Origin of the sequence: Metamycoplasma orale ATCC 23714, assembly GCF_000420105.1 — a bacterium.
GTDB classification, from domain to species: Bacteria; Bacillota_I; Bacilli_A; order Mycoplasmatales; family Metamycoplasmataceae; genus Metamycoplasma; species Metamycoplasma orale.
This window is the reverse complement of sequence record NZ_ATUH01000001.1, coordinates 41,315-63,913: the sequence shown is the minus strand read 5'-3', so window position 1 is coordinate 63,913 and position 22,599 is coordinate 41,315. Positions and strand designations below refer to the sequence as shown.

At 27.2% G+C, this 22,599-nt stretch carries 21 protein-coding genes; 2 read left to right on the top strand and 19 right to left on the bottom strand.

Features of this window, described 5'->3' with window-relative positions; translation table 4 throughout:
• Positions 1-11: 11 nt before the first annotated feature.
• On the bottom strand, positions 12-446 hold the full coding sequence (locus F795_RS06100; RefSeq protein WP_022935749.1) for a hypothetical protein: 435 nt from the start codon (positions 444-446) through the stop codon (positions 12-14).
• Between the two features lie 90 nt (positions 447-536).
• Between F795_RS06100 and F795_RS0100260 the strand changes: the two genes are divergently transcribed.
• Positions 537-1,733: a phosphoglycerate kinase gene (locus tag F795_RS0100260; RefSeq protein WP_022935748.1), complete on the top strand. Its 1,197-nt coding sequence runs from the start codon at positions 537-539 to the stop codon at positions 1,731-1,733.
• A 36-nt stretch (positions 1,734-1,769) separates the two neighbouring features.
• On the opposite strand, the gene uvrA is transcribed toward F795_RS0100260, so the two are convergent.
• The 10 genes from uvrA to F795_RS06070 form a co-directional block, all read right to left on the bottom strand.
• Positions 1,770-4,595, bottom strand: coding sequence for an excinuclease ABC subunit UvrA (gene uvrA, locus F795_RS06095; protein ID WP_022935747.1), 2,826 nt, complete (start codon positions 4,593-4,595; stop codon positions 1,770-1,772).
• Between the two features lie 23 nt (positions 4,596-4,618).
• A complete protein-coding gene (locus F795_RS06090) occupies positions 4,619-6,007 on the bottom strand; it encodes a transcriptional regulator (RefSeq protein WP_022935746.1) in 1,389 nt (462 codons plus the stop codon).
• A gap of 1 nt (position 6,008) precedes the next feature.
• A complete protein-coding gene (locus F795_RS06085; protein ID WP_022935745.1) occupies positions 6,009-7,532 on the bottom strand; it encodes a hypothetical protein in 1,524 nt (507 codons plus the stop codon).
• Positions 7,525-8,433, bottom strand: coding sequence for a Cof-type HAD-IIB family hydrolase (locus F795_RS06080; RefSeq protein ID WP_022935744.1), 909 nt, complete (start codon positions 8,431-8,433; stop codon positions 7,525-7,527). The genes F795_RS06085 and F795_RS06080 overlap by 8 nt, the downstream gene beginning before the upstream one ends.
• 2 nt (positions 8,434-8,435) lie before the next feature.
• Positions 8,436-9,089, bottom strand: a complete 654-nt coding sequence (locus F795_RS0100235) for a hypothetical protein (RefSeq protein WP_022935743.1) — start codon at positions 9,087-9,089, stop codon at positions 8,436-8,438.
• Between the two features lie 107 nt (positions 9,090-9,196).
• Positions 9,197-10,390 carry an elongation factor Tu gene (tuf, locus tag F795_RS0100230; RefSeq protein ID WP_022935742.1) on the bottom strand — a complete coding sequence of 398 codons (1,194 nt, stop codon included), beginning with the start codon at positions 10,388-10,390 and terminating at the stop codon, positions 9,197-9,199.
• Positions 10,391-10,645: 255 nt separating this feature from the next.
• A complete protein-coding gene (locus F795_RS0100225; protein WP_022935741.1) occupies positions 10,646-11,560 on the bottom strand; it encodes a hypothetical protein in 915 nt (304 codons plus the stop codon).
• Positions 11,561-11,595: 35 nt separating this feature from the next.
• Positions 11,596-12,402, bottom strand: a complete 807-nt coding sequence (locus tag F795_RS0100220; RefSeq protein WP_022935740.1) for a hypothetical protein — start codon at positions 12,400-12,402, stop codon at positions 11,596-11,598.
• A gap of 125 nt (positions 12,403-12,527) precedes the next feature.
• Complete coding sequence (locus tag F795_RS06075) at positions 12,528-13,166, bottom strand: hypothetical protein (RefSeq protein ID WP_022935739.1); 639 nt, start codon at positions 13,164-13,166, stop codon at positions 12,528-12,530.
• 34 nt (positions 13,167-13,200) lie between these two features.
• Positions 13,201-13,911, bottom strand: a complete 711-nt coding sequence (locus F795_RS06070) for a M48 metallopeptidase family protein (protein ID WP_022935738.1) — start codon at positions 13,909-13,911, stop codon at positions 13,201-13,203.
• A gap of 86 nt (positions 13,912-13,997) precedes the next feature.
• Here F795_RS06070 and rpsT point away from each other — a divergent pair, with 86 nt between their 5' ends.
• The gene (rpsT, locus tag F795_RS0100205; RefSeq protein WP_022935737.1) at positions 13,998-14,258 is read left to right on the top strand and encodes a 30S ribosomal protein S20; all 261 of its coding nucleotides are present in this window, start codon (positions 13,998-14,000) and stop codon (positions 14,256-14,258) included.
• A 76-nt stretch (positions 14,259-14,334) separates the two neighbouring features.
• On the opposite strand, the gene leuS is transcribed toward rpsT, so the two are convergent.
• The 8 genes from leuS to F795_RS0100165 all read right to left on the bottom strand — a co-directional run bounded on the left by leuS (position 14,335) and on the right by F795_RS0100165 (position 22,588).
• On the bottom strand, positions 14,335-16,752 hold the full coding sequence (leuS, locus tag F795_RS0100200) for a leucine--tRNA ligase (protein ID WP_022935736.1): 2,418 nt from the start codon (positions 16,750-16,752) through the stop codon (positions 14,335-14,337).
• Positions 16,753-16,909: 157 nt separating this feature from the next.
• The gene (locus F795_RS0100195) at positions 16,910-17,281 is read right to left on the bottom strand and encodes an ATP synthase subunit epsilon (RefSeq protein ID WP_022935735.1); all 372 of its coding nucleotides are present in this window, start codon (positions 17,279-17,281) and stop codon (positions 16,910-16,912) included.
• Positions 17,282-17,284: 3 nt separating this feature from the next.
• Positions 17,285-18,757 carry a F0F1 ATP synthase subunit beta gene (gene atpD / locus F795_RS0100190; RefSeq protein ID WP_022935734.1) on the bottom strand — a complete coding sequence of 491 codons (1,473 nt, stop codon included), beginning with the start codon at positions 18,755-18,757 and terminating at the stop codon, positions 17,285-17,287.
• A 14-nt stretch (positions 18,758-18,771) separates the two neighbouring features.
• Positions 18,772-19,647 (bottom strand): ATP synthase F1 subunit gamma, encoded by an 876-nt coding sequence (gene atpG / locus F795_RS0100185; RefSeq protein WP_022935733.1) that lies wholly within the window; start codon positions 19,645-19,647, stop codon positions 18,772-18,774.
• Entirely contained in the window at positions 19,648-21,228 is a 1,581-nt protein-coding gene (atpA, locus tag F795_RS0100180) for a F0F1 ATP synthase subunit alpha (protein ID WP_022935732.1), read from the bottom strand.
• 2 nt (positions 21,229-21,230) lie between these two features.
• Complete coding sequence (locus F795_RS03290) at positions 21,231-21,785, bottom strand: F0F1 ATP synthase subunit delta (RefSeq protein ID WP_022935731.1); 555 nt, start codon at positions 21,783-21,785, stop codon at positions 21,231-21,233.
• Complete coding sequence (locus F795_RS0100170; protein WP_022935730.1) at positions 21,785-22,312, bottom strand: F0F1 ATP synthase subunit B family protein; 528 nt, start codon at positions 22,310-22,312, stop codon at positions 21,785-21,787. The genes F795_RS03290 and F795_RS0100170 overlap by 1 nt, the downstream gene beginning before the upstream one ends.
• Before the next feature lie 3 nt (positions 22,313-22,315).
• Positions 22,316-22,588, bottom strand: a complete 273-nt coding sequence (locus tag F795_RS0100165; RefSeq protein WP_022935729.1) for an ATP synthase subunit C — start codon at positions 22,586-22,588, stop codon at positions 22,316-22,318.
• Positions 22,589-22,599: the final 11 nt, after the last annotated feature.

Below are 22,599 nucleotides of genomic sequence, written 5' to 3'. Positions count from 1 at the left end.
CTTATTACCTTTTATTTAATTTTAAATCAACCTTTATTTAATCCTAATATTATTAATAGCATTGCTATAAATATTAAAACTACTATAGAAATTATAACAATACGTTTAACTTGCGATAATGGTTTTGCAGGTTCTGCAAGTGGAGATTCTGATCAATATTTATATTCAATATAATTTTCATATTTTGCTTTTAGTTTAGATTGCTTTTTAGCAAAAGCTAAAATAGTTTCTGAAAGTTTTTCATCAACTGATTTCATTCAATGTATTTCTTTATAAAATTCAAAAATTTCTAATTCAGAATATGACTTAATAAACTTAGCATCTTTTAAATACAATCTAAAATTATTAATTAATGAGGTAATTTGTTCTTCTTCAGGGTCATAAGAAGTTGTTGTAATTGCTTTTTGTTTTAAAGCATATAAATATTTTGATTTTTGCTTAACCATTTTAATCTCCAATTAACTTTAAAATTATATTACATTAAGTACTAATTAATATATAATAATATAATAATTTACTTAAATCGGAGGTATTTTATGAAAAAAACTTTAAAAGATATTAATATAAAAAACAAAAAAGTTATTTTAAGAGTTGACTTTAATGTTCCTATTAGTGATGGAAAAATAATGGACCTTAAAAGAATTGAAGCTGCTTTACCAACAATTCAATATATTCTTGATCAAGGTGCAAGTATTATTTTATTATCTCACTTAGGTAGAATTAAAAAAGAAGAAGACTTAAAAACCAAATCACTTGAAATTGTTGCTAAAAAACTTGCTGAATTATTACCTAAAGTACATGTTAAATTTATAGCAAAAACTAGAGGTAAAGAAGTTGAAAAAGCTGCAAGTGAATTAAAACCAGGCGAAATTCTATTCTTAGAAAACACAAGATTTGAAGATTTAAATAATAAAGCAGAATCTTCAAATAATGATGAACTTGCAAAATTCTGAGCAAGTTTAGGTGATGTATATGTAAATGATGCATTTGCAACTGCACATAGAGCACATGCTTCTACAGCAGGAATTGCAAAATATGTAAAAGAATCAGCTATTGGATTTTTAATGGAATTAGAAATTAATCAACTTTCAAAATTGCTTAAAGGATATGAACATCCATTTGTAGCAATTATTGGAGGCGCAAAAGTTTCTGATAAATTAAAGGTTTTAGAAAAATTATTTGAAATCGCTGACAAAGTTTTAATTGGCGGTGGAATGGCTTATACATTCAAAGTTGCACAAGGAAAACAAATTGGAAACTCACTTTTTGAAGAAGATAGAGTTGAAGATGTAAAAAGATATTTAAAACAATATGCAGACAAAATTGTTTTACCTGTAGACAATGGAATTTCAACAGAATTTGCAAATAATAAAGCAATTTATACAAGTTCAAAAAATGATAATATCCCTGATGGATATATGGGACTTGACATTGGACCTGAATCAATCGAATTATTCGCAAAAGAAATAGCTAAAGCTAAAACAATCTTTTGAAATGGACCAGTTGGTGTTACAGAATTTTCTGAATATGAAAAAGGTACAAGAGGAGTTGCAATTGCTATTGCAAATAACAAAAAATGTTTCTCAGTTGTAGGTGGTGGAGATTCAGTTACAGCTATTAACAAATTAGGATATCAAGATAAATTTAGTTTCATTTCAACTGGTGGTGGTGCATCAATCGAATTTGTTCAAGGTAACAAATTACCTGGAATTGAAGCAATACAAGACAAATAAAGTTTATATAACAAAAAAATTCCGAGAGGAATTTTTTTATTTCTTTAATATTTCTTTTAAGTATTTAGCAGTATATGAAATTTCATTAGTAGCTACTTGTTCAGGTGTTCCTGAAGCTATTATTCTTCCGCCAGCTTTACCCCCATCAGGACCTAAATCAATTATATGATCAGCACACTTAATAACATCTAAATTATGTTCTATTACAATTAAAGTATCACCATTATCAACTATTTTATTTAATATAGTTAAAAGGTTCTTAACGTCATGAGTATGTAGACCTGTGGTAGGTTCATCTAAAATATAAAGTGATTTACCAGTAGGTTTTCTTTGTAAGTAGGTTGCTAATTTAACTCTTTGTGCTTCTCCACCTGAAAGGGTTATAGAAGATTGACCTAACTTAATATATCCAAGTCCAACACTTACAAGTAATTCAAGTTTATCTCTTAACTTAGGTTTTGTTATAAAAAAGCTGTACGCTTCATCGACTGACATATTTAAAACATCATTAATAGTTTTACCATGGTATTTGATTTCTAAAGTTTCTGCATTATATCTTTTACCATCACAGTGATCGCATTCTACATATACATCAGGCAAGAAATGCATTTCAATTTTAATAGTTCCATCTCCACAACATTTATCGCATCTTCCGCCAGGTACATTAAATGAAAAACGTGATTTAGTAAAACCTTTTTCTTTTGCTTCTTCAACATTAGCAAATATTTCTCTAATATCATCAAATAAAGAAGTATAAGTAGCAGGATTAGATCTAGGTGTTCTTCCAATTGGACTTTGATCAACATTTATTACCGCATCAATATTAAAATGTCCAGCTAACTTCTTTTCTTTACGATAATCATAACTTGGTGATTTTAAATAATTATTTAAATTGCTAATTAGCTCTTCATTAATTAAAGTAGATTTACCTGAACCTGATACTCCTGTAATTGCTATAAATTTGCCAAGCGGAAAAGAAACATCAATGTTTTTTAAATTATTTGTCGTTGCATTAAATAATTTTAAAACTTTGCCATTACCACTTCTTCTAGTTTTGGGTACCTCAATTTTAAGCTCACCCGATAAATATTTACCTGTTAATGATTCTTTACAATTACAAATATCGCTTAGACTTCCAGCAGCAACTATTTTTCCACCTTGTTCGCCAGCAAGAGGACCAATATCTACAATATAATCTGCTTGCCTAATTGTATCTTCGTCATGTTCAACAACAATTAAACTATTTCCAATTTCAACCATTTGTTTTAAACTATTTAAAAGTAGTTGATTGTCTTTTTGGTGAAGGCCAATAGAAGGTTCATCTAAAACATAAAGTACACCGACTAAATTAGAACCTATTTGAGTTGCTAGTCTAATTCTTTGAGATTCTCCACCTGAAAGGGTTTCTGCTTTTCTATTTAAAGTTAAATATTGTAAACCAACATTAATCAAAAACTTAAGACGATGTTCTAACTCATCGATAATTAATGAACTAACTTCTTTATCATAATCAGATAAATTAAGTTTAGTAATAAACTCGTATAACTCATCAATTGCTAAATTACAAAGTTCATAAATATTGTATTTATCTATTCTAACTGCCAAAGCATATTTATTTAAACGTTCTTGGTTACATACTAAACAAGGTTTATCAGTCATATAACTTTTATATCACTTACGCATTTCTTCAGATGTAGTTTCATGGTATTTACGTTCTATTTTATCTACAATACCTTCTATTTGACGATTAGATTCAAGCACGCTTCCTGAACTGGCTGTTTTTCTACTATATTGAATTTCTTCATATGAACCATGTTTTATTATTTCAATTTGTTCATCATCTAAATCTTCTAAGGGTTTATCTAATGGGATATTATAATAATCTAATAGTACTTTAAATTCTTGTCACTCTAAATTTTGGCTATTAACTAAATTTTTAAAGTATTTAATTCCACCTTCTTTTATTGATAATGTTTTGTCAGGCGCAAGCAAATCAAAATCAACTTTTTGTAAAACACCTAAACCTTTACAATTTTCACACATTCCACTAGGCGAGTTAAATGAAAATAATTTAGGTTCAATTTTTGGCATATCAAAATCACCAAACGAGCAACTATGTTGAATAGAAAACATTTTCGTTTGACCGTCAAATGGTTCAATTGAAACAAAACCATTTGAATAATTTAATGCAATTTCAATAGCTTCTGATATTCTGCTTAAGCTATCTTTAGCTAAAGAAAGACGATCAATAACTATTTCAATTGTTCACTTTTTATTTTTATCTAATGTGATATCTTTATCCAAAAGAAAAATTTCGCCATTAATTTTAACACGTAAAAATCCGTCTCTTTTTATCTTTGATAAAAGAATTTGATGAGATCCTTTTTGATTTATTACAACAGGGGACAAAATATACATTTTTTGTCCTTCAGGATATTGAAAAACAGCATCAATAATATTTTTTAATTTTTGAGCTGAAATTGGACATTTATGATTTGGACAATAAGGTATACCAATATGAGCATATAAAAGTCTTAAATAGTCATATATTTCAGTTATAGTACCAACTATACTTCTTGGATTGTTATGAATTGTTTTTTGTTCAATAGATATAGCAGGACTTAGACCATCAATACTTTCAACATTTGGTTTTTTAGTTCCACCTAAAAATTGACGAGCATAGTTTGATAAACTATCAACATATCTTCTTTTTCCTTCTTCGTAAATAGTACTAAAAGCTAAAGAAGATTTACCAGAGCCACTAAGGCCACTAAAAACAACAAACTTATTTCTTGGTATTTCTAAACTTACACTTTTAAGATTGTTTTCCCTTGCATTTTTTATTACAATCTTATCTTCCATTTTTAGTGCCTCCTTAATTTGCTTTAATTAATATCTGATTTTTTCTTTTTTGATTTTGAAATATATTCATTAGGAATATCTAAAAAATCATGATACATATCATCTAGTTGTGATGAATATGCTAAATATTCACCCAAATATTTATTAGCCAAAAGAAAATGAACTTGATTTAAAATTTCTGAATATTTTTTTATTTCTTTTGAAGAAATTTGTTCAAAAACTTTTGATCTTATATGATAAAAAATATAAAAAGCTTCTTGCATATTTCTTTTATTAGAAAAACATTTTTCTGATATACGACTAATAACTGAAAATGCTAATTTAAATTCTTTCTCATTATAATCATTTAAATTTGATTTCGAAATATGCTTAACTTCTTTTAAAGTAAACTCAATTACATTATTAATATCTTTAGAATCTAAATTAATTTTATTTATAAAATCATCATTATATTTCTTTTCAAAAACTAAGAAATCTTTTTCAGTAAGTTGTGGTTCATAAATATCAGAATATAATTTATAAAAATTGTTATTAACATAAATTCTTTCTCATAGTTCTTTTGAAATATTTTTTCAAGCCTCAGCATTATAAAAAATATCTAAAATTTCTGGAGAAGGGTTTGCATTTTTAAGATATGTGTCTTTAAAATATTCATTTAAAAAATAATAATCAAAAGTGCAACGAGAATCTATTGGCAACCAATTACTTTTAGCTTTGTCTAAATAATTATCCATATAACGACATCAAGATGCAATCTGATTATTTGCTTTGAATTTTGTCATAAAAGATATTTGATCTTTTTCTGCTTTGTCAATAATATCACTAGCTTTTTCTTCAATTGCAAGATTATATTTAGACAAGCCAAATGAATAAGCTGTAAAACAATGTTTACTATTAAAACTAAAAGTTTGAAAATCTACAAAAATATCATATGTGTTAGGTAAATTTACCATGTCACAAAATGTAAATTTTAATGAAGCGGTTGATGACTTTAATGAAGCATTATATAAATATTTATAAATGCATTCATTTTCAGGAATTCTATAATATGTTTTTTCTTCTTCTAAAAAAGACGGCGCAAAAATGTTTTTTAATTCAGAAACTCAAAGTTTATCATCTATTGTAATATAAGCATCAAAACTTGTATTGCCTTCAATTCACAATACTATTTTTAATAAAGAAATCAAATTAGTGAAAGTCATAGAAGGACTTACAAACATAGTTAGGTCTTTATTTTTACCGCTAAGAAATGTTCCATTCTTATTAAATGCTTTAACATCTTGAAACTGTTCTTTACTTGAATTTAATTTTGTAAAAATGTTTGGCATTTTGGAAGAACGTTTTAAAGTTAATTTGTAATAAACGTTTTGATTTTTTAATGTTTTAAAATCTTCAAATGTACCTTTTGCCATTCTAATTTATCTCCTTCTTGTCATCGCCTTTTTTCTTATTAATTAAATAATCATCGTAATCATGTTCTTGATCAAAATCATCTTTTATATTGTCTATAATTTTTTTATTCTTTTCTATTTGTTTTTCTATATTTTCAAATATATCTTCATTAGGCTCTCTATTAATATTTTTATTCTTAGAAACAACTTTTTTTATGATATCAATTATTTTTTTCTTAAATTCTTCTGCTTCTTGTTTACTTGCAAAGCCCCCTGGCGAAAACATTTCAATTTCCTTAAAATTTTCTAAGAAATTATCAGCCATTTCATTATCACTTAAGCCCATTTTTTTACTTACAAAATAAATTTCTTCAACCATTTTTTCAAGAATTTCATCAGGATTTTTAAATATATCTGGTAAGCCTGAATGATTGGCTATTTCTTTTTCAGTTTCTTCTTTTTCATTTTTAAAAAAATCTAATAACGAAGACAAATCTAATTCATCGGTTGAATTATCTCTCATTTGAGGCATATCTTTTGGTGCTTCTAGATAATAAACAAAGTTTTTTGCTTGTCTACTTGGATCAATAACAGGATATTTGCTAATATCTAAGCTGTCTAAAATTTGTTTCATAACCTTAGAATCAAATAATTTATCTTTTAGAAAATCATTGCTTGAATTTAATTTTAATTGCTTAATAATATCTTTTTTATATGAAGTTGATCAAATTAATGAATCTTGAATATTGGTTATATTAACATTACTTTCTAATAGCCCTAGAATAGATTCATTAAAAACTAAAGTTTCTAATGTTTGAAGATTTTGTTCTCTTGAAAACGTCTTATCGTTTAATATATTTAATGCAAAGTTATTTTCAAATACTTGTTTATCATCTTTATTAAGTAAATCTTTTTGATTAGTAATTTCAAAGTCAACATCTAATAAGGAAAATGAAAAATATCTTCCATCAGGTTGAATTGACTCATTATGATTTTGAAAGTTTAATGTAAAAATATTTTTATGTCCATTAATCAAAATACATAAATAAACTACTTTTTGAATTTCTTCATTAATTTTTATTGTTGCTGGTTGAAAATTAGTAACATTAAATTTTCAATCGCTAATTTTAAGTGTCGGACTAAAAAAGATAAGATTGTCTGTATCTTTATCAAAAATAGAGTAATTTTCTTTTATGATTCATTGTTTTTTTACATTGCCTAAATTTCAAGAAAATACATATGAAGGATATTTAGCATAATCTTCTTTTTTAATGCCCAAACAAGATTTAATAATCTTAATTATGTGAGCAAATGTTAAATTTTCTTCAAATGATATGCTTAAAGAGTTAATTAGAAATAAATCTTTCTTTGCATGACTTTCATAGTCTAAAACTTCTGAATTATCAAAAATTAACTCTGGACTATTGTTTTCAATTTTGGTATTTTCTAAATTAGTAATTAAAGATTTTGTAGCATTAGTAATTAAGCAAGTTACATTATGTGTTAAGGAGTTTTTAACTTCCATATCTTTTTCTCTTCTATTCATTATGTCCTCCTTTATCTTCAAATTCATGAAACATGTATTTTCTAGCAAGATTTTTTGATCTATATAAATAATCAAGTATAGCTTCGCCTAAACCATTTTGTTCAACAGCACTAGTATGATATTTTGCATTTGCTTTGACATTTTGGTTTGCATTTGCCATCGCATATGAATACTCAGTTAACTTTAACATTGAAATATCATTGTTGCTATCGCCAATAGTCATTATATCATTTGCAACTAAACCATATTTTTTATAAATATTATTTAGCATTCAAGAAACACCACTTCCTTTATTAATATTCTTTGCTTGGATTTCAATATTTATTGAAGTAAGTGTTATATCTAAATTTTTATCATCTTTTATTTTTTTATAAAATGCATTAAGGCTTTCAGAATTATAATCTTTGTTATCTGCGTATATTTCAATTTTGAGCACGTCTTTTGGTTTTCCTGAATAATATAACACTTTTTCTTTTTTAGTCTTTTCTAGCAGAAAATGATAATACAATATTTCTTCATTTCAAACATGATTTTTCTTTAAAAGGTAGTATTCTTCTTCATCTCAAAAGACCATTTGAAAATCATTTTTTAAAATTAAATCAATAATATAAGCATAATCTTTAAATTTGATTAATGCTTTAAATAAAGTTTTTTGAGCAGCAACATCATAGATATGTGCTCCAGAAGAAGCAATTATATAATTAACTTTTAAGTCATTGCATAGCTTTGCCATTCTTTCTAGATAAGGGTTTCCAGTGCACAAATTAAAATGTCCATTATTATCTTTTAAAAAATTAATATCATAAATAGTTTCTGGAGTAGCACCTTTATCTATGTTGTATAGTGTTCCATCGACATCAGCAAACACTACTGATAATTTATCACTTGTTAGTCTAAACACGTTTAATACCTCTTTTTTTTATTAATTCTTATTTTAATTGAAATATATAAAATTAATGCTAATAAAGCAGCCGAAGGAACGGCTATAGAAATTATAGTATTAGTTCTTTTTTGCTTTTCAGCTTTTGCAATCTTAATAGCTTCATCTTTAAAACCGCTGATATTAATATATTTTCTTGCATAATAAAAATAATATTTAAAGTCTTGATTTTTATATTTATAAGTTGAATTTTTTGGCATTAAAGCAAGTTCCAATGGAATTGTTAAATTATCTAAAGAATTTCTTCCATATATTACAACTTCATACTTTTTAGAAAAATCTGAAGTTGGGTCATTGCCTATTAAAGAATAATATTGGCTTTCTTTAGCAATAGTAACTAACTTAAGCATAATGTCTAGGTCTTGATTATATAAATACTTTTTATAAAAATCAGTGGGACTATAAGCTTCAAGATTTTTAATGTCTTTATTCAAAATATTTTTATCATTGTATAAATTTAAATCTTTAAGTTCTAATTTATTAAATGCCGTTAAGTAATTTTCAAAATTAGAATCATCTTTTGGCTTAGATAGTTCTGGTTTTTGTTTGCATGAAATTGCACTAAAAGGTGCTGCTAATATAATAGGGGTCAAACCAAACAATAATTTCTTCTTCATAATGTAATTAATTTTACTAAATTTTAAAAAAATAAATGATAATACCGCATTCAAAAGCAAAAAGAAAAGAAAAATAACCCAAATGGGTTATTTTAATTTGAAATATATTATTTAAGAATTTTGGTTACTGTACCAGCACCAACAGTTCTTCCACCTTCACGGATTGAGAATTTAGTTCCTTCTTCAACAGCAATTGGTGCAAGTAATGTAACTGTTAATTCAACGTTATCTCCAGGCATAACCATTTCACGTCCAGGTTTAAATTCGATTGAGCCAGTAACGTCGGTTGTACGGAAATAAAATTGTGGTTTATAGTTGTGGAAGAATGGAGTATGACGTCCACCTTCTTCTTTTTTAAGAACATACACAGTTGCTTCAAACTTTGTATGTGGAATAATTGTTTTAGGTTTTGCTATAACTTGTCCACGTTCAACTTCGTCTCTTTCAATACCACGAAGTAATAAACCAGCATTGTCACCAGCTTGAGCTTGTTTAAGATTCTTTCTAAACATTTCAATTCCAGTAACGGTAGTTTTTTTGGTAGGTTTAAGTCCAACAATTTCAACTTCTTCGTTAATTTGAAGAACACCTCTTTCAACTCTACCTGTAGCAACAGTACCACGACCTGTAATGGTGAATACGTCTTCAACAGCCATTAAGAATGGTTTGTCGATTTCTCTAACAGGTTCATCGATATATTTATCAACAGCATCCATTAATTCTAAAACATTTTTTTCATATTTTGGATCACCTTGTAATGCTTTAAGAGCAGAACCAGCGATAATTGGCGCATTGTCTCCGTCGAAACCATATTCTGATAATAATGCACGAATATCCATTTCAACAAGTCCAACCATTTCATCTCTTTCGTCATCTTTAAACATATCAATTTTGTTTAAGAAAACAACGATTTTAGGAACACCAACTTGTTTTGCAAGAAGGATGTGTTCACGAGTTTGAGGCATAGGGCCATCAGTTGCAGCAACAACTAAGATAGCACCATCCATTTGTGCAGCACCAGTAATCATGTTTTTAACATAGTCAGCGTGGCCTGGACAGTCAACGTGTGCATAGTGACGTTTTTCTGTATTATATTCAATGTGTGAAGTATTAATAGTTATACCACGAGCTTTTTCTTCAGGAGCATTATCAATTGCATCATATGCTTTAGCTTCTGAAAGACCTTTTTTAGATAAAACTGTAGCAATAGCAGCAGTTAAGGTAGTTTTTCCGTGGTCAACGTGACCGATTGTACCAATATTTACGTGTGGTTTTGAACGGTCAAAATCTTGTTTAGCCATTTAAAATTCCTTTCAATTTTTATTTTATTTTTTAATTATATATAGTATTCTTTAATTTATGATTAAACGCGTTTAACCTCCATAGTATAGCCTTTCATCTATATCCTGTCCAAACGTTTAATAATAACTTTAATATTTTACCATATTTTGATTTTTATAATTATATAAAATTTTTGTCTTTATGTTAATTTTTGCAAATAAAAACACAAAATGATTTTGTGTTCTTATTTAATTTTGAAATGTTACTTTCAAGGATTATTTCATTTTGAACACTTTTAATGCAATAATCACAAACAATATAAATGTAATAACAGCAGCAACTGATAAAACGCTCAAGAATATTCATGCTTTTGATTCAAATTTAGCACTTAATTTATTATCTGAACGTGATTTCATTTGCATATCTTCATAAATACTTCTTGCAGTACTTAATTGAATTTTTCCACCGAATCCTGATAATGATTTAATAAATACAGATGATTTTGATGCATCTTTTTTAATTGCATAGTAAACATCTAATTTGTCATCGTTAATTAATATTTTAGCAATTTCAACAGTAAAGCCTGGAAGTTCAGCTCTAATATCTCCCATAACAATTTCATCAATTTTCTTTAATGGACTTAATACAGTAATTTTTACGTCTTTTGCTTTTTCATCCAAGTCAAATTCTTGAATAGCAACAGCCATTGTTGTATCTGATGCATATTTGTTTGCAGTTAAAGGTTGAATTAACTTATTAGCTTCTAATTGAGCAATAATTTTTGTATTATCAATTTTAATTTTACTTATTTTATAAAGGATAACACTTGCTTGTTCTAATGTTACAAATCCTCTATATGAACCTAATCTGTGAAAATAAAGTACACATGGAACTTTAGATTCTCTCCCTACTAATATAAATGATTTTAAAGCATCAATAAAGTTTAAAAATCCTCTTGCAGGGTTTTTGGTTCCTATTTCATTGAAATAGAATCCCAATTTTTTAGTTACAGGGTTTGTTCTTTCTAAAATATAGAATTTTTTAACTGTTTGTCCTTGTGTTTGGGCTTGTGCAGTTTGAGTAGTTGTTGTTTTTTGTACTTGCGCTTGTTGAGCAGCAGGTTTTTGTGCTTGTGCTTGTGATTGTGCTGTAGTAGCAGCTGGTTTTTGTTGTGGTGTTTCGTTAGCCATTTTTAACTCCTATAAATTTTATTTTTATTTTTTAACTAAAATTTTCCTAATTTTACTAATTTCATAACAACTAGTATGAATAGAACAAGATTTAATATTGTAATAATTGTAAATACTGAAAAGAATGTTCAAGCTTTAGCACTAAATTTTGTATTTTCTTTTAATTCTTGTTTTGCTTTTAATTGAATATCTTCAAATATTGATCTTGCTTTACTTACTTTTAATGTTTTTCCAAAGCCATAAATAGATTTAATAAATACAGATGATTTTATTTGACCTTTTTTAATTAAATAGTAAACATCTAGTTCTTCTCCATTTATTAAAGTTCTATTTATTTCAACAGTATACCCTGGAAGTTCTGCCTTAATATCTCCCATAACAATTTCATCAATTGGTTTATTTGGTGAAACTAATGAAAGTTGAACATCTTTTGCTTTTTCATCCAAGTCGAATTCTTGAATAGCAACAGCCATTGTTTGTTCACTAGCAAATTTATTTGCAGTTAAAGGTGAAATCATTTTATTTGCTTCTAATTGAGCAATAATTTTTGTATTATCTACCTTAATTTTGCTTAATTTAAAAAGAATTGCAGTTGCTTGTTCTAATGTAACAAATCCTCTATATGCGCCTTGTCTATGAAAGTAAAGAATGCATTGTTCTTTACTTTCTTTAGCAGTAGCAATAAATGCTTTTAGTGCATCAAGAAAATTAACAAAACCTCTAGCAGCTTCTTTTATTCCAATTTGATTAAAATAAAAGCCTAATACTTTTGTGCTAGGATTCATTCTTTCTAGAATGTAAAACTTTTTAATCAAATTTTGCCCTTGAGCCTCGTTTGCCATTTTTACTCCTTATATTATTTAAAATTAACTTAAATCATAACTGAATGATTAATATAATTTACATATAATTATATATAAAATTAAGAAAAAAAATAAAAATGCTCACTATGGAGCACTACTAAGTATTATTTTTGAAACGATTCAAGCTTTTTTGTAATCTCGTCAATTGTTTTATTATCTAAAGTTTCTTCTAATGAAGTAATAATTTCATTGAAACCTTGTTCAAGTTGTGATTGATTAGTAAAAATTATATGTCCCGGAACATTATAAATATCATGTTCAATTTCTTCATTTATTAAAATAAACATTAAAAGAATAGGAACATTTTTAGGAAAAATATCTAAGATATCTTTAATAATCATTTCATCACTCAAAAGTGGGTTAGGAAATACTTTTTGTTTATTTTCATTTTTAGGTGATATTTTATATCATTCTCTTTCGATGCAGTTTCCATCAATCTTTGTATCAAAATATATTGGGTGTGTTAATACTAAAGCACGCTTTGATAATAAAATAGGACCATTTGCTTTTATAACTTGTGATTTTAATTTAAATTCCACTCCATTAAAAAACCTTCAGTTATTTTTATTACAATATCTTTTTAAAAGACTAAAACAAGGAGCATAATTTTCTTTTTTAGCTCTTTCTTTCTTTTGCATATTTCGCTTAAGTAAATAATTAATCACAAAAATTAAAGCAATAAATATTGCTAAGCAAACTATTCCTAAAGAAATTCCTAAAATATATTTTTTATCTAAAGTCATTGCTTTTCCTTTTAATACATTAAATTATATTAGATTAATCATTTGTTAATTTAAAAATGTGTTGATTAAGTTTTTTTGTAACTGCTTTATAATTGGGATAATTATTTTCTACAAGTTGATAGAATGCTTTGTTATGTCCATGATATTGTAAATGTGCAAGTTCATGTACAACTACTGATTCAATCATTTTTTCTTCATAAAATGATAAATATTTAGTAAAGATTATTCTTTTTTCACGTCTAATAATGCAAGCTCAATTAGATGTTTTTGTAACAACTTTAATTGTAAAATCATTTATTTGTTTATAAGGGTCCATGTTGGGCAAATGCTTATTAACTAGATTTACTAAAATAGGATATAGTTTTTCAGATAAAATATCTCAAATAAAATTCTCTGCATCAATTTCTTCTAAACAAACTTCCTTATAAGTTTTTGAATCTAAAGTAAAACTAAGTTCATGATTCATATAATTAAAATAAACTTTATTGCCTAAAAAATAAAAATATTTATCTACTCAATTAATCGCCAAGTTTTCTTTTTTTGCATCTTTAGATAATTTGTTAATAGAATCAGCAACAAACTTTTCTGTGTGCGGTGTATTTAAAAAAAACTTTCTAATTTTTAAAGTATAAAAACCCTTATCAAAAGTCATATATGTTTTTAAATTTTCGGTAAAAATTACTTTAACTGGATATTGCTTTCCATTAACTTCAAAAAATTTAATTATCTCTTCTTGTTTAGCCATATAAAAATATTTTAACTAAATAAATAGCAAAAATAAAAAATTAAGTTAAAATATATAAATAATTTATTTTTAAAAGGAGAAGCAATATGGCAAATATCAAATCAAAACAAAAATCAATTATTTCAGAAAAGAAAGCAAACGAACGTAATTCAGCAGTTAAATCAACAGTTAAAACAGCTATTAAAAAAGCAAAATTTGCTATTGATGAAAAAAATAAAAATGCTAATGAATTAGTTGCCAAAGCACACCACGAAATTGATAAGGCTGTTTCAAAAGGCATTTTACATTCAAACAATGGTGCAAGAAAAGCAAGTCGTTTAGACGCTTATGCTGCTAAAAATAAATAATTAAATCTACTTAAAATATTTATTATTAATATTAAATTGAAAAAGTTAGGACATTCTCCTAACTTTTTTGTTTCATTTAATTAATTATAAAATTAATTATTTTTCCTTCTTTATAAATCTTCTTTATGATCTTCTTATCTTCTAGTCATTTAGCAACTGATTCAACTTTAGCTGCTTCTTTTAAAATTTTAGCTTCATTTCAATCAGGCAATATTTCAATTTCGCCACGAACCTTACCATTTACTTGAATACCTATAATAGGATTTTTCTTTATTATTTTAGATTTATCACAATATGGTCAAGTTTGTAAATGAATAGGATCTTGATTTAATAAAGAAAGTAATTCTTCGGAAATATGTGGTGCAAATAAAGATAAAAGAATTACAAATTTAATTAATGCAGAAGTTGAATTTATTTTTTCTAGATTAGATAAATAATTAATAAATACCATCATTTTACTAATTGCAATGTTAAACTTATAATTTTCCAAGCAATCTTCAAAATCACTAATTAATTCATTTATATTACTTTCTAGTTCTTTATTTTCAGGAAGTGTAACATCTATATTTTGTGAATTTGCAAAATACGATATTTTATTATAAACTTTATCTAACCATTTTCTAATGCCGCCTAAAGAATCTGTACTTCAAGCCTTAGATTCAGTAATAGGTCCCATAAACATTTCATATATTCTTAAAGCATCAGCTCCATATTCTTTAACAATATCATCAGGGTTAATTACATTACCTAAAGACTTAGACATTTTTTGGCCATCAGGGCCCAAGATTAAACCTTGGTTAATTAATTTAGCAAAAGGTTCTTTAGTAGGAACTACTTGTTGATTGAATAAAAATCTATGTCAGAAACGTGCATATAATAAATGCAATACAGCATGTTCTTGACCACCAATATATAAATCGACCGGAAGTCATTCTTCAAAACGTTTTTTTGCTTCCTCAGAATTAAGCGGTAAATAAGTTCCATCATCATTTTTTAGAATATAAGCTAAATAATATCAACTAGATCCAGCTCACTGAGGCATAACATTTGTGTCGTGTCTAAAGAATTTCTTACCAATTCTTACATTCATTCAAGTTTCAATATTTGCAAGAGGGCCTTCTCCAGTACCTGAAGGTTTAATATTAGTAACATATGGAAGTTCAACAAGTTCTTTAACTAAATAAATATTGTTTTCCTTATCATATAAAACAGGAAATGGTTCGCCTCAATATCTTTGTCTTGAAAATACTCAATCATGTAATTTATAATTACATATTCTTCTAGCTTGTCTTAATTTAGTAAGTGCAGTATAAATTTTATCAGTTGCAGTTTCAATTTTATTTCCATTAGCAAAATCTGAATTAATATGTTTTCCTTCGCCTAAATAAGGTAAAGGTTCAGAAGTTTCAATAACAGGAATTATTTCTAAATCAAATTTTTTAGCAAATTCAAAATCTCTTTCATCATGAGCAGGTACCATCATTAATGCGCCTGAACCATATGAAGGTAAAACATAATCACTAACTCAAATAGGAATATCTTTCTTAGTAAGCGGGTGAGTTACATATGAACCTGTAAACACACCAGTTTTGTCTTTATTAAGTTGACTTCTTTCTAAATCTGTTTTAGTTTTAGAATCTTCAATATATTGAGTTGCAATCTTTTTAAATGTTGGTGTAATAAGTTTTGAAAGTTGAGGATGTTCTGGAGAAAGTACTATTGCTGAAACTCCAAAGATAGTATCTAGTCTAGTTGTAAATGTTGTAATTGAAGTGACTGAATTTTTAATTTTTCAAAATACGTTGTATCCTTCACTTTTACCAATTCAGTTTCTTTGAAGATTAATAACAGAAGAAGGTCAATTTAATTCATTAAGACCATTTAAAAGTTCTTCAGCATATTTTGTTATCTTAAGAACTCATTGTTTCATAGGCTTTCTAATTACAGGGAAAGATCCTCTTTCACTAACTCTTTTTCCATCTTTTTCTAAAACTTCCTCGTTAGCTAAAACAGTACCTAATCCTTCACATCAATTAACATCGATGTTTTCAATTGAAGCAAGTCCTTCTTTATATAATTCTTTAAATATTCATTGTGTTCAAAAATAATATTTAGGATCAGTGGTATTTATTTCCTTATCATAATCATAAGAAAATCCCATTGATTTTAATTGTCTTCTAAAATTATCAATATTCTTTAAAGTAAATTCAGCAGGGTGATTACCTGTTTTTAAAGCATATTGTTCTGCAGGAAGGCCAAAAGCATCTCAACCAATTGGGTGGAGTACATCATGTCCTGTTAAACGTTTATATCTTGAGATAATATCTGTAGCTGTATAACCTTCTAAATGTCCCACGTGTAATCCTGCGCCAGAAGGGTAAGGAAACATGTCTAGAATATATGCTTTTTTACTGCGAGTATTTGTAGTTTTGAAGGTTTTATTTTTATCTCAATATTTTTGTCATTTTTTTTCTATATTCTTGTGATCATACATTGCATTATATATTTTATATTTTTTAGTATTTTTTTAACAAAAAGAGTTGGCGAAGTTAAAAAAACATTAATTAAAGATATCAATTAGTATATTTTATGAAATAAAATAAAAAATATAACCGCTTTTAAAAAAGATAAATGGTTATATTTTTGAATAATTATTTGTTTAAATTACGTTTAATTTTCAGTTCAACAATGACATTTTTTTGTTGTTCTTCTTCTTTTTCTACATTAACAACTTTAAGTGGTTCTTTAGATATATCGTTTATTATCATCGAAAGTAGATTATCTTTAAAATAAACAATTCCATTTCCAACGTAATAAGTTTCTTTTTTATCTTTGGTAAACTCTATATAAAGTTCAGAAGGAACAATAGAGGCCATAAATTCAGTGGCATTTTTCATAAGACCACGATAACCTTCTGAAGTTTTAAAAGTTGCTAAATAAACTTGTTCATCTAAATAAATGCCTAAAGGTGTAGAAATAACAATATGAAATAAAGGAAGATTATCTTTGTTTTGTTGTTCCATAATTTATTTATTTAATTTTTCATTAATGCTGTTTGCTTTCGCAACAACATCTTCAATAGTTCCAACATAAAGAAATGCTTCTTCAGGTAAATCATCATATTTACCAGAAAGGATTTCTTTAAATGAATGTAAATTTTCCTTTAAAGAAATATATCTTCCTTTAATGCCTGAGAATTTTTCTGCAACAAAGAATGGTTGGGATAAAAAGTTTCTAATTCTTCTAGCACGTGCAACAATTTTCTTATCTTCGTCATTTAACTCATGCATACCTAAAATTGCAATAATATCTTGAAGTTCTTTAAATCTTTGTAAAATACTTTGAACTTCTCTAGCAATTAAATAATGTTCAATTCCAACAACATTAATATCCATTATACGTGATGAAGAAGCAAGTGGGTCTATTGCAGGATAAATTCCAAGAGCAGCTATATCTCTATCTAGAACAGTTTTTGCATCCAAGTGAGTAAATGTAGTAGCAGGCGCTGGGTCAGTTAAGTCATCAGCTGGTACATATACTGCTTGAACTGAAGTAATTGAGCCATTATTAGTAGAAGTTATTCTTTCTTGTAATTGTCCCATTTCGGTTGCTAAGGTTGGTTGATAACCAACAGCAGAAGGCATTCTTCCCAAAAGAGCAGAAATTTCAGAACCTGCTTGAGTAAATCTAAATATATTATCGATAAATAATAAAACATCTTGTCCAAGTTCATCTCTAAAATATTCAGCCATAGTTAAAGCAGTATATGGCGCTCTCATTCTAGCCCCAGGAGGTTCATTCATTTGACCAAATACTAATGCTGTTTTTTCTAAAACACCACTTTCTTTCATTTCATTATATAAATCGTTACCTTCTCTAGTTCTTTCACCGACACCAGCAAATACTGAAAGTCCGCCATGTTCTTTAACAATGTTATTAATTAATTCTTGAATTAAAACAGTTTTACCAACACCAGCTCCACCAAATAAACCAATCTTTCCACCTTTAATATAAGGCATTAAAAGGTCAATAACTTTTATTCCTGTTTCAAATATTTCTAAGGTTGGTTTTTGTTGTTCATAATTAGGAGCAGCTCTATGAATAGGGGCTTTAAGTTTAAAATTATTATCTTTTCCATCAATAGGATCACCTAAAACGTCAAACATTCTAGATAAAACACTTTCACCAACTGGAACAGAAATAGGTGCTTTTAAGTCTAAAACTTTCATTCCACGTCTAAGGCCTATTGTTAAGTTCATCGCAATAGTTCTAACAGTATCATTACCAATTTGTTGAGCAACTTCTAAAATTTGCTTAGGAGCATTTTTATCATCAAGAACAACTTCTAAAGCATTTAACATATTAGGGATTTTACCTTCAGAGAATCTAACATCAATAACTGAACCTAAAATTTGAGTAATAACTCCATAGTCATCACTACTTTTAGTTTTTGAAATTTTAGTTGTCGTAGTTTTTTCTAATTTTTTTGCTTTTGGCATTTTTAGCTCCTTATCTAATTATCAACGTTAGATCCGCTGACAATTTCAGTTATTTCTTGAGTAATTTTTGATTGACGTATTCTGTTGTATTCTAATTTTAGATTATTAATTAAATCGTCTGCATTTTTAGTTGCTTGTTCCATTGCGGTTCTTTTCATTGACATTTCAGATAATTTAGAAGAATAAAGTGCATAGTAAATTGATGCTTCAAAAAATATAACAAAAGAGTTTTTTAAAATTATTTCTGGACTAGGTTCAAATGAATCTGCATCAATTTCAAAATTATCAATCTCTTTCATTTCTTCTTCATTAAATGTAATTGGAAAGATATCTTTTTTTCTAGGTTCCGACAAAATAGGATTTAAATATTTTGTGTATATGATTGATATAGATAATAAATCTGAAATTTGTAAAACTTCATAAATTTTGCTTGCTACTAATTTAGCAATTTCAAACGTGGGTTCATCACCGATTGCTTTAATAGATTGAATAATATGTGTGTTGGGACGCTTTGCTAGCATTTTTTCTAAGTTTGATCCTACACATATTAAAATATCTTCATCAGTGATTTCTTCATTTATCTTTTTTAGCATATTAGCATTATATGCGCCACAAAGACCAGCATCAGAACCAAAAACTATATATAGTTTTCTTGCACGTTCAAATTTTCAAGATGGTTTATCATTTAGCAATGCATTTATATTTGTATCAGTGTGTTTGATAAGATTTATAAAAATATTTTTAACATTTTCATAATAATCTCTAACACAATCTAAATTTCTTTTAATTTTGCTAAACTTAGCTGCTGAAATTAATTCCATTGCCTTTGTAATTTTTTTTGTTGATCCTATAACTGCAACTCTATTTTTAATTTTTTGTAAACTTGCCATCTATTTTTTACTTTCAAGTTTAGGAGGTTGCTTATAATCTTCTTTTTTATAAAATGGAATTGCTGAAACGAATTGATTATTAAATTCATTGATTGCATTTCAAAGAGTTTCTACAATATCATTATCTCAAGCCTTGGTATTTGGCGATTCAAGTACTGAGATTAATTTAGAAGTATCTTTATTTTGCTTAATGTATTTAATAAGTTCGTATTTATATTTATAAATAGAATCTTTAGGTATAGGATTAATTAATCTATATTTAGAAGTAAATAAGATTACTAATTGTTCAAATTCTGAATATGGACTATATTGATCTTGTTTTAAAAGTTCATATACTTTTCCACCATGATCTAGAATGTCACGTGTGCTTGCATCAAGATCTGATCCGAATTGAGCAAATGCTAACATTTCATTATATTGTGCAAGTTCTAATTTCAAACTTGAAACAACTTTTTTCATAAGTGTATTTTGAGCAGCTGATCCTACCCGGCTAACTGAGTATGAAATATCAATAGCAGGACGTTGTCCAGCATTAAATAAACTTTCCTTGGTAAAAATTTGACCATCAGTAATAGAAATAATATTTGTTGGAATATAAGCCGAAATATCTTCTGCTTGAGTTTCAACAATAGGAAGAGCTGTAATTGAGCCCCCTCCATTTTCTTTATTTAATTTTGCTGCTCTTTCTAAAAGTTGCGAGTGTAAATAGAAAATATCACCAGGGTAAGCTTCACGTCCAGGAGGTCTTCTTAATAAAAGTGATAATGTTCTATAAGCAACTGCATGTTTTGACAAATCATCATAGATGATTAAAACATTCTTACCTTTAGACATTCATTCTTCAGCAATAGTAATACCGGTGTAAGGTGCTACATATTGTAATGGTGAAGAATCTGCTGCAGATGCTGAAATAATAGTTGTATATTTTAGAGCATCTCTTTTTTCTAAATTGCTTACTATTTGAGAAATAGTTGAAGTTTTTTGTCCTATTGCAACATATATACAATATACGTCTTTACCTTTTTGATTTAGAATTGTATCTATTGCAATAGCAGTTTTACCAGTTTGACGATCCCCTATGATTAATTCACGTTGACCTTTTCCAATAGGAATCATTGAGTCAATAGTTAAAATACCGGTTTTAAGAGGTTCATTAACTTCTGATCTAGTCATAACGTCAGGCGCTATTTTAAAAATTGGATTATACTTATCAATTTTTATTTTACCTTTTCCGTCAATTGGGTTACCAAGTGCATCAATAACTCTGCCTAAAAGTGCATCGCCTACAGGCGCTGATATAAGCTTGTTAGTTCTTGTAATTGAAGATCCTTCAACTATTGCAATATCATTTCCTAAAACAACTATACCTACAATTTCATCTTCTAAGTTTAGAGCCATTCCTAAAATACCTGATTCAAATTTTACAATTTCACCATATTCAACATTGTTAAGTCCGCTAGCTAAAACAATACCGTCACCAACGGCAATAACTTTTCCTGTTTCTAAAACACGAACATCTTTTTCAAAGTTCTTAATTTGATCTTTGATAATTTCTGATAATTCATTTGGTTTTATTGGCATTTTTACTCTTTTCCATTATTATCTTCGTAATGTTTAAAAGCTTCTAAATATGACTTAATTGAGTTATCAAGTACATAATCTTCGACTTTAATTTTTACACCGGCTAATAATTGTTCATCAATTATGTTTATTAATTGCACTTCAAAATTTATTTTTTCAGATATTATTTTTTCTAATTTTTTAATTTCTTGATCACTTAGTGGAGTTATAGAATAAACTATTCCTTTTTTAATTTTTAATTCACTATTTGCAAATTCACGATATTTTTTAAAAATAACTAAAAGATATTTTGAAATGTTAGCATCAATACATAACTTAATAAAATTTACTAAATATTTATTAAATGTACTGAAAGCCTTATCAATTAATTTATTTTTAAATTCACTTGAATATGAATATGAGTTTAAGTAGAATAGATACTCTTTATTTTGTTTTAATACATTTATTAATGTATCTACTTCAGTATTTATTTTATTTAATATTTTTTCTTCACTTGCAAGAGAATATAAAGCAAAAGACCAATTATAAATTACTTCATTAATAGAATTTGTTGCCACTAGTTTTCCAACATTTCTTGAATTAATCTTTTGTTATCTTTATCTTTTAATTCTCTTTTTAAAATTTTTTCAGCAAGTTCAACTGCATTTTCTACTATGATTTTCTTTTGTTCTTGCTCAAAATCCTTGTATTTCTTTTCAACTAAAATATTAGCCTGAGTAAGTAAAATCTCACTTTGCTTTTTTGCTTGTTCAATACTTTCGTTGATAATTTTTTCACTTTCAGTTTTTGCTTGAGTAATCATATTGTTTACTTGCATATCTGTATCAAGGATTTTCTTGTCGATTTCTTCATCAACTTTTGATGCTTTATCTTTAGCTGCTATAGAATCATCTATATTTTTTTGAATAAAGTCATGTCTAGCTTTTAACATTTTTTTAATAGGCTTGTAAACTAATAATGTAATTATTAATGTTACTAATGCAAGCGCTATTAAAGATGCTAGAAAGTGTGGTCAACTGAAACTCATTCCTTGGAAGGTTCTTTGAATTTCTTCCCCAACACTAAATTGATTAATGCTATTCATTTATTATGAGAAAATTAACATTAAAGCTATAAGGAAACAGTAAATTGATCCTGTTTCAACAATTGCAAGACCTATAATCATTACTGAACGAATTTTAGACATAGCTTCAGGATTTTTTCCAATTGCTTCAACTGCTTTAGCAACTGCTTTTCCTTGTGCCATTGATACTAATGCAGCTCCAAAAACAGCTGCTGCTGCTGCACAAACTGTAAGACCATATGCAAGGTTGTTATCTTTAGCTTGGTCAGCTTTAAATTGATTAATTAATGTGTTCATTTTAAGCCTTT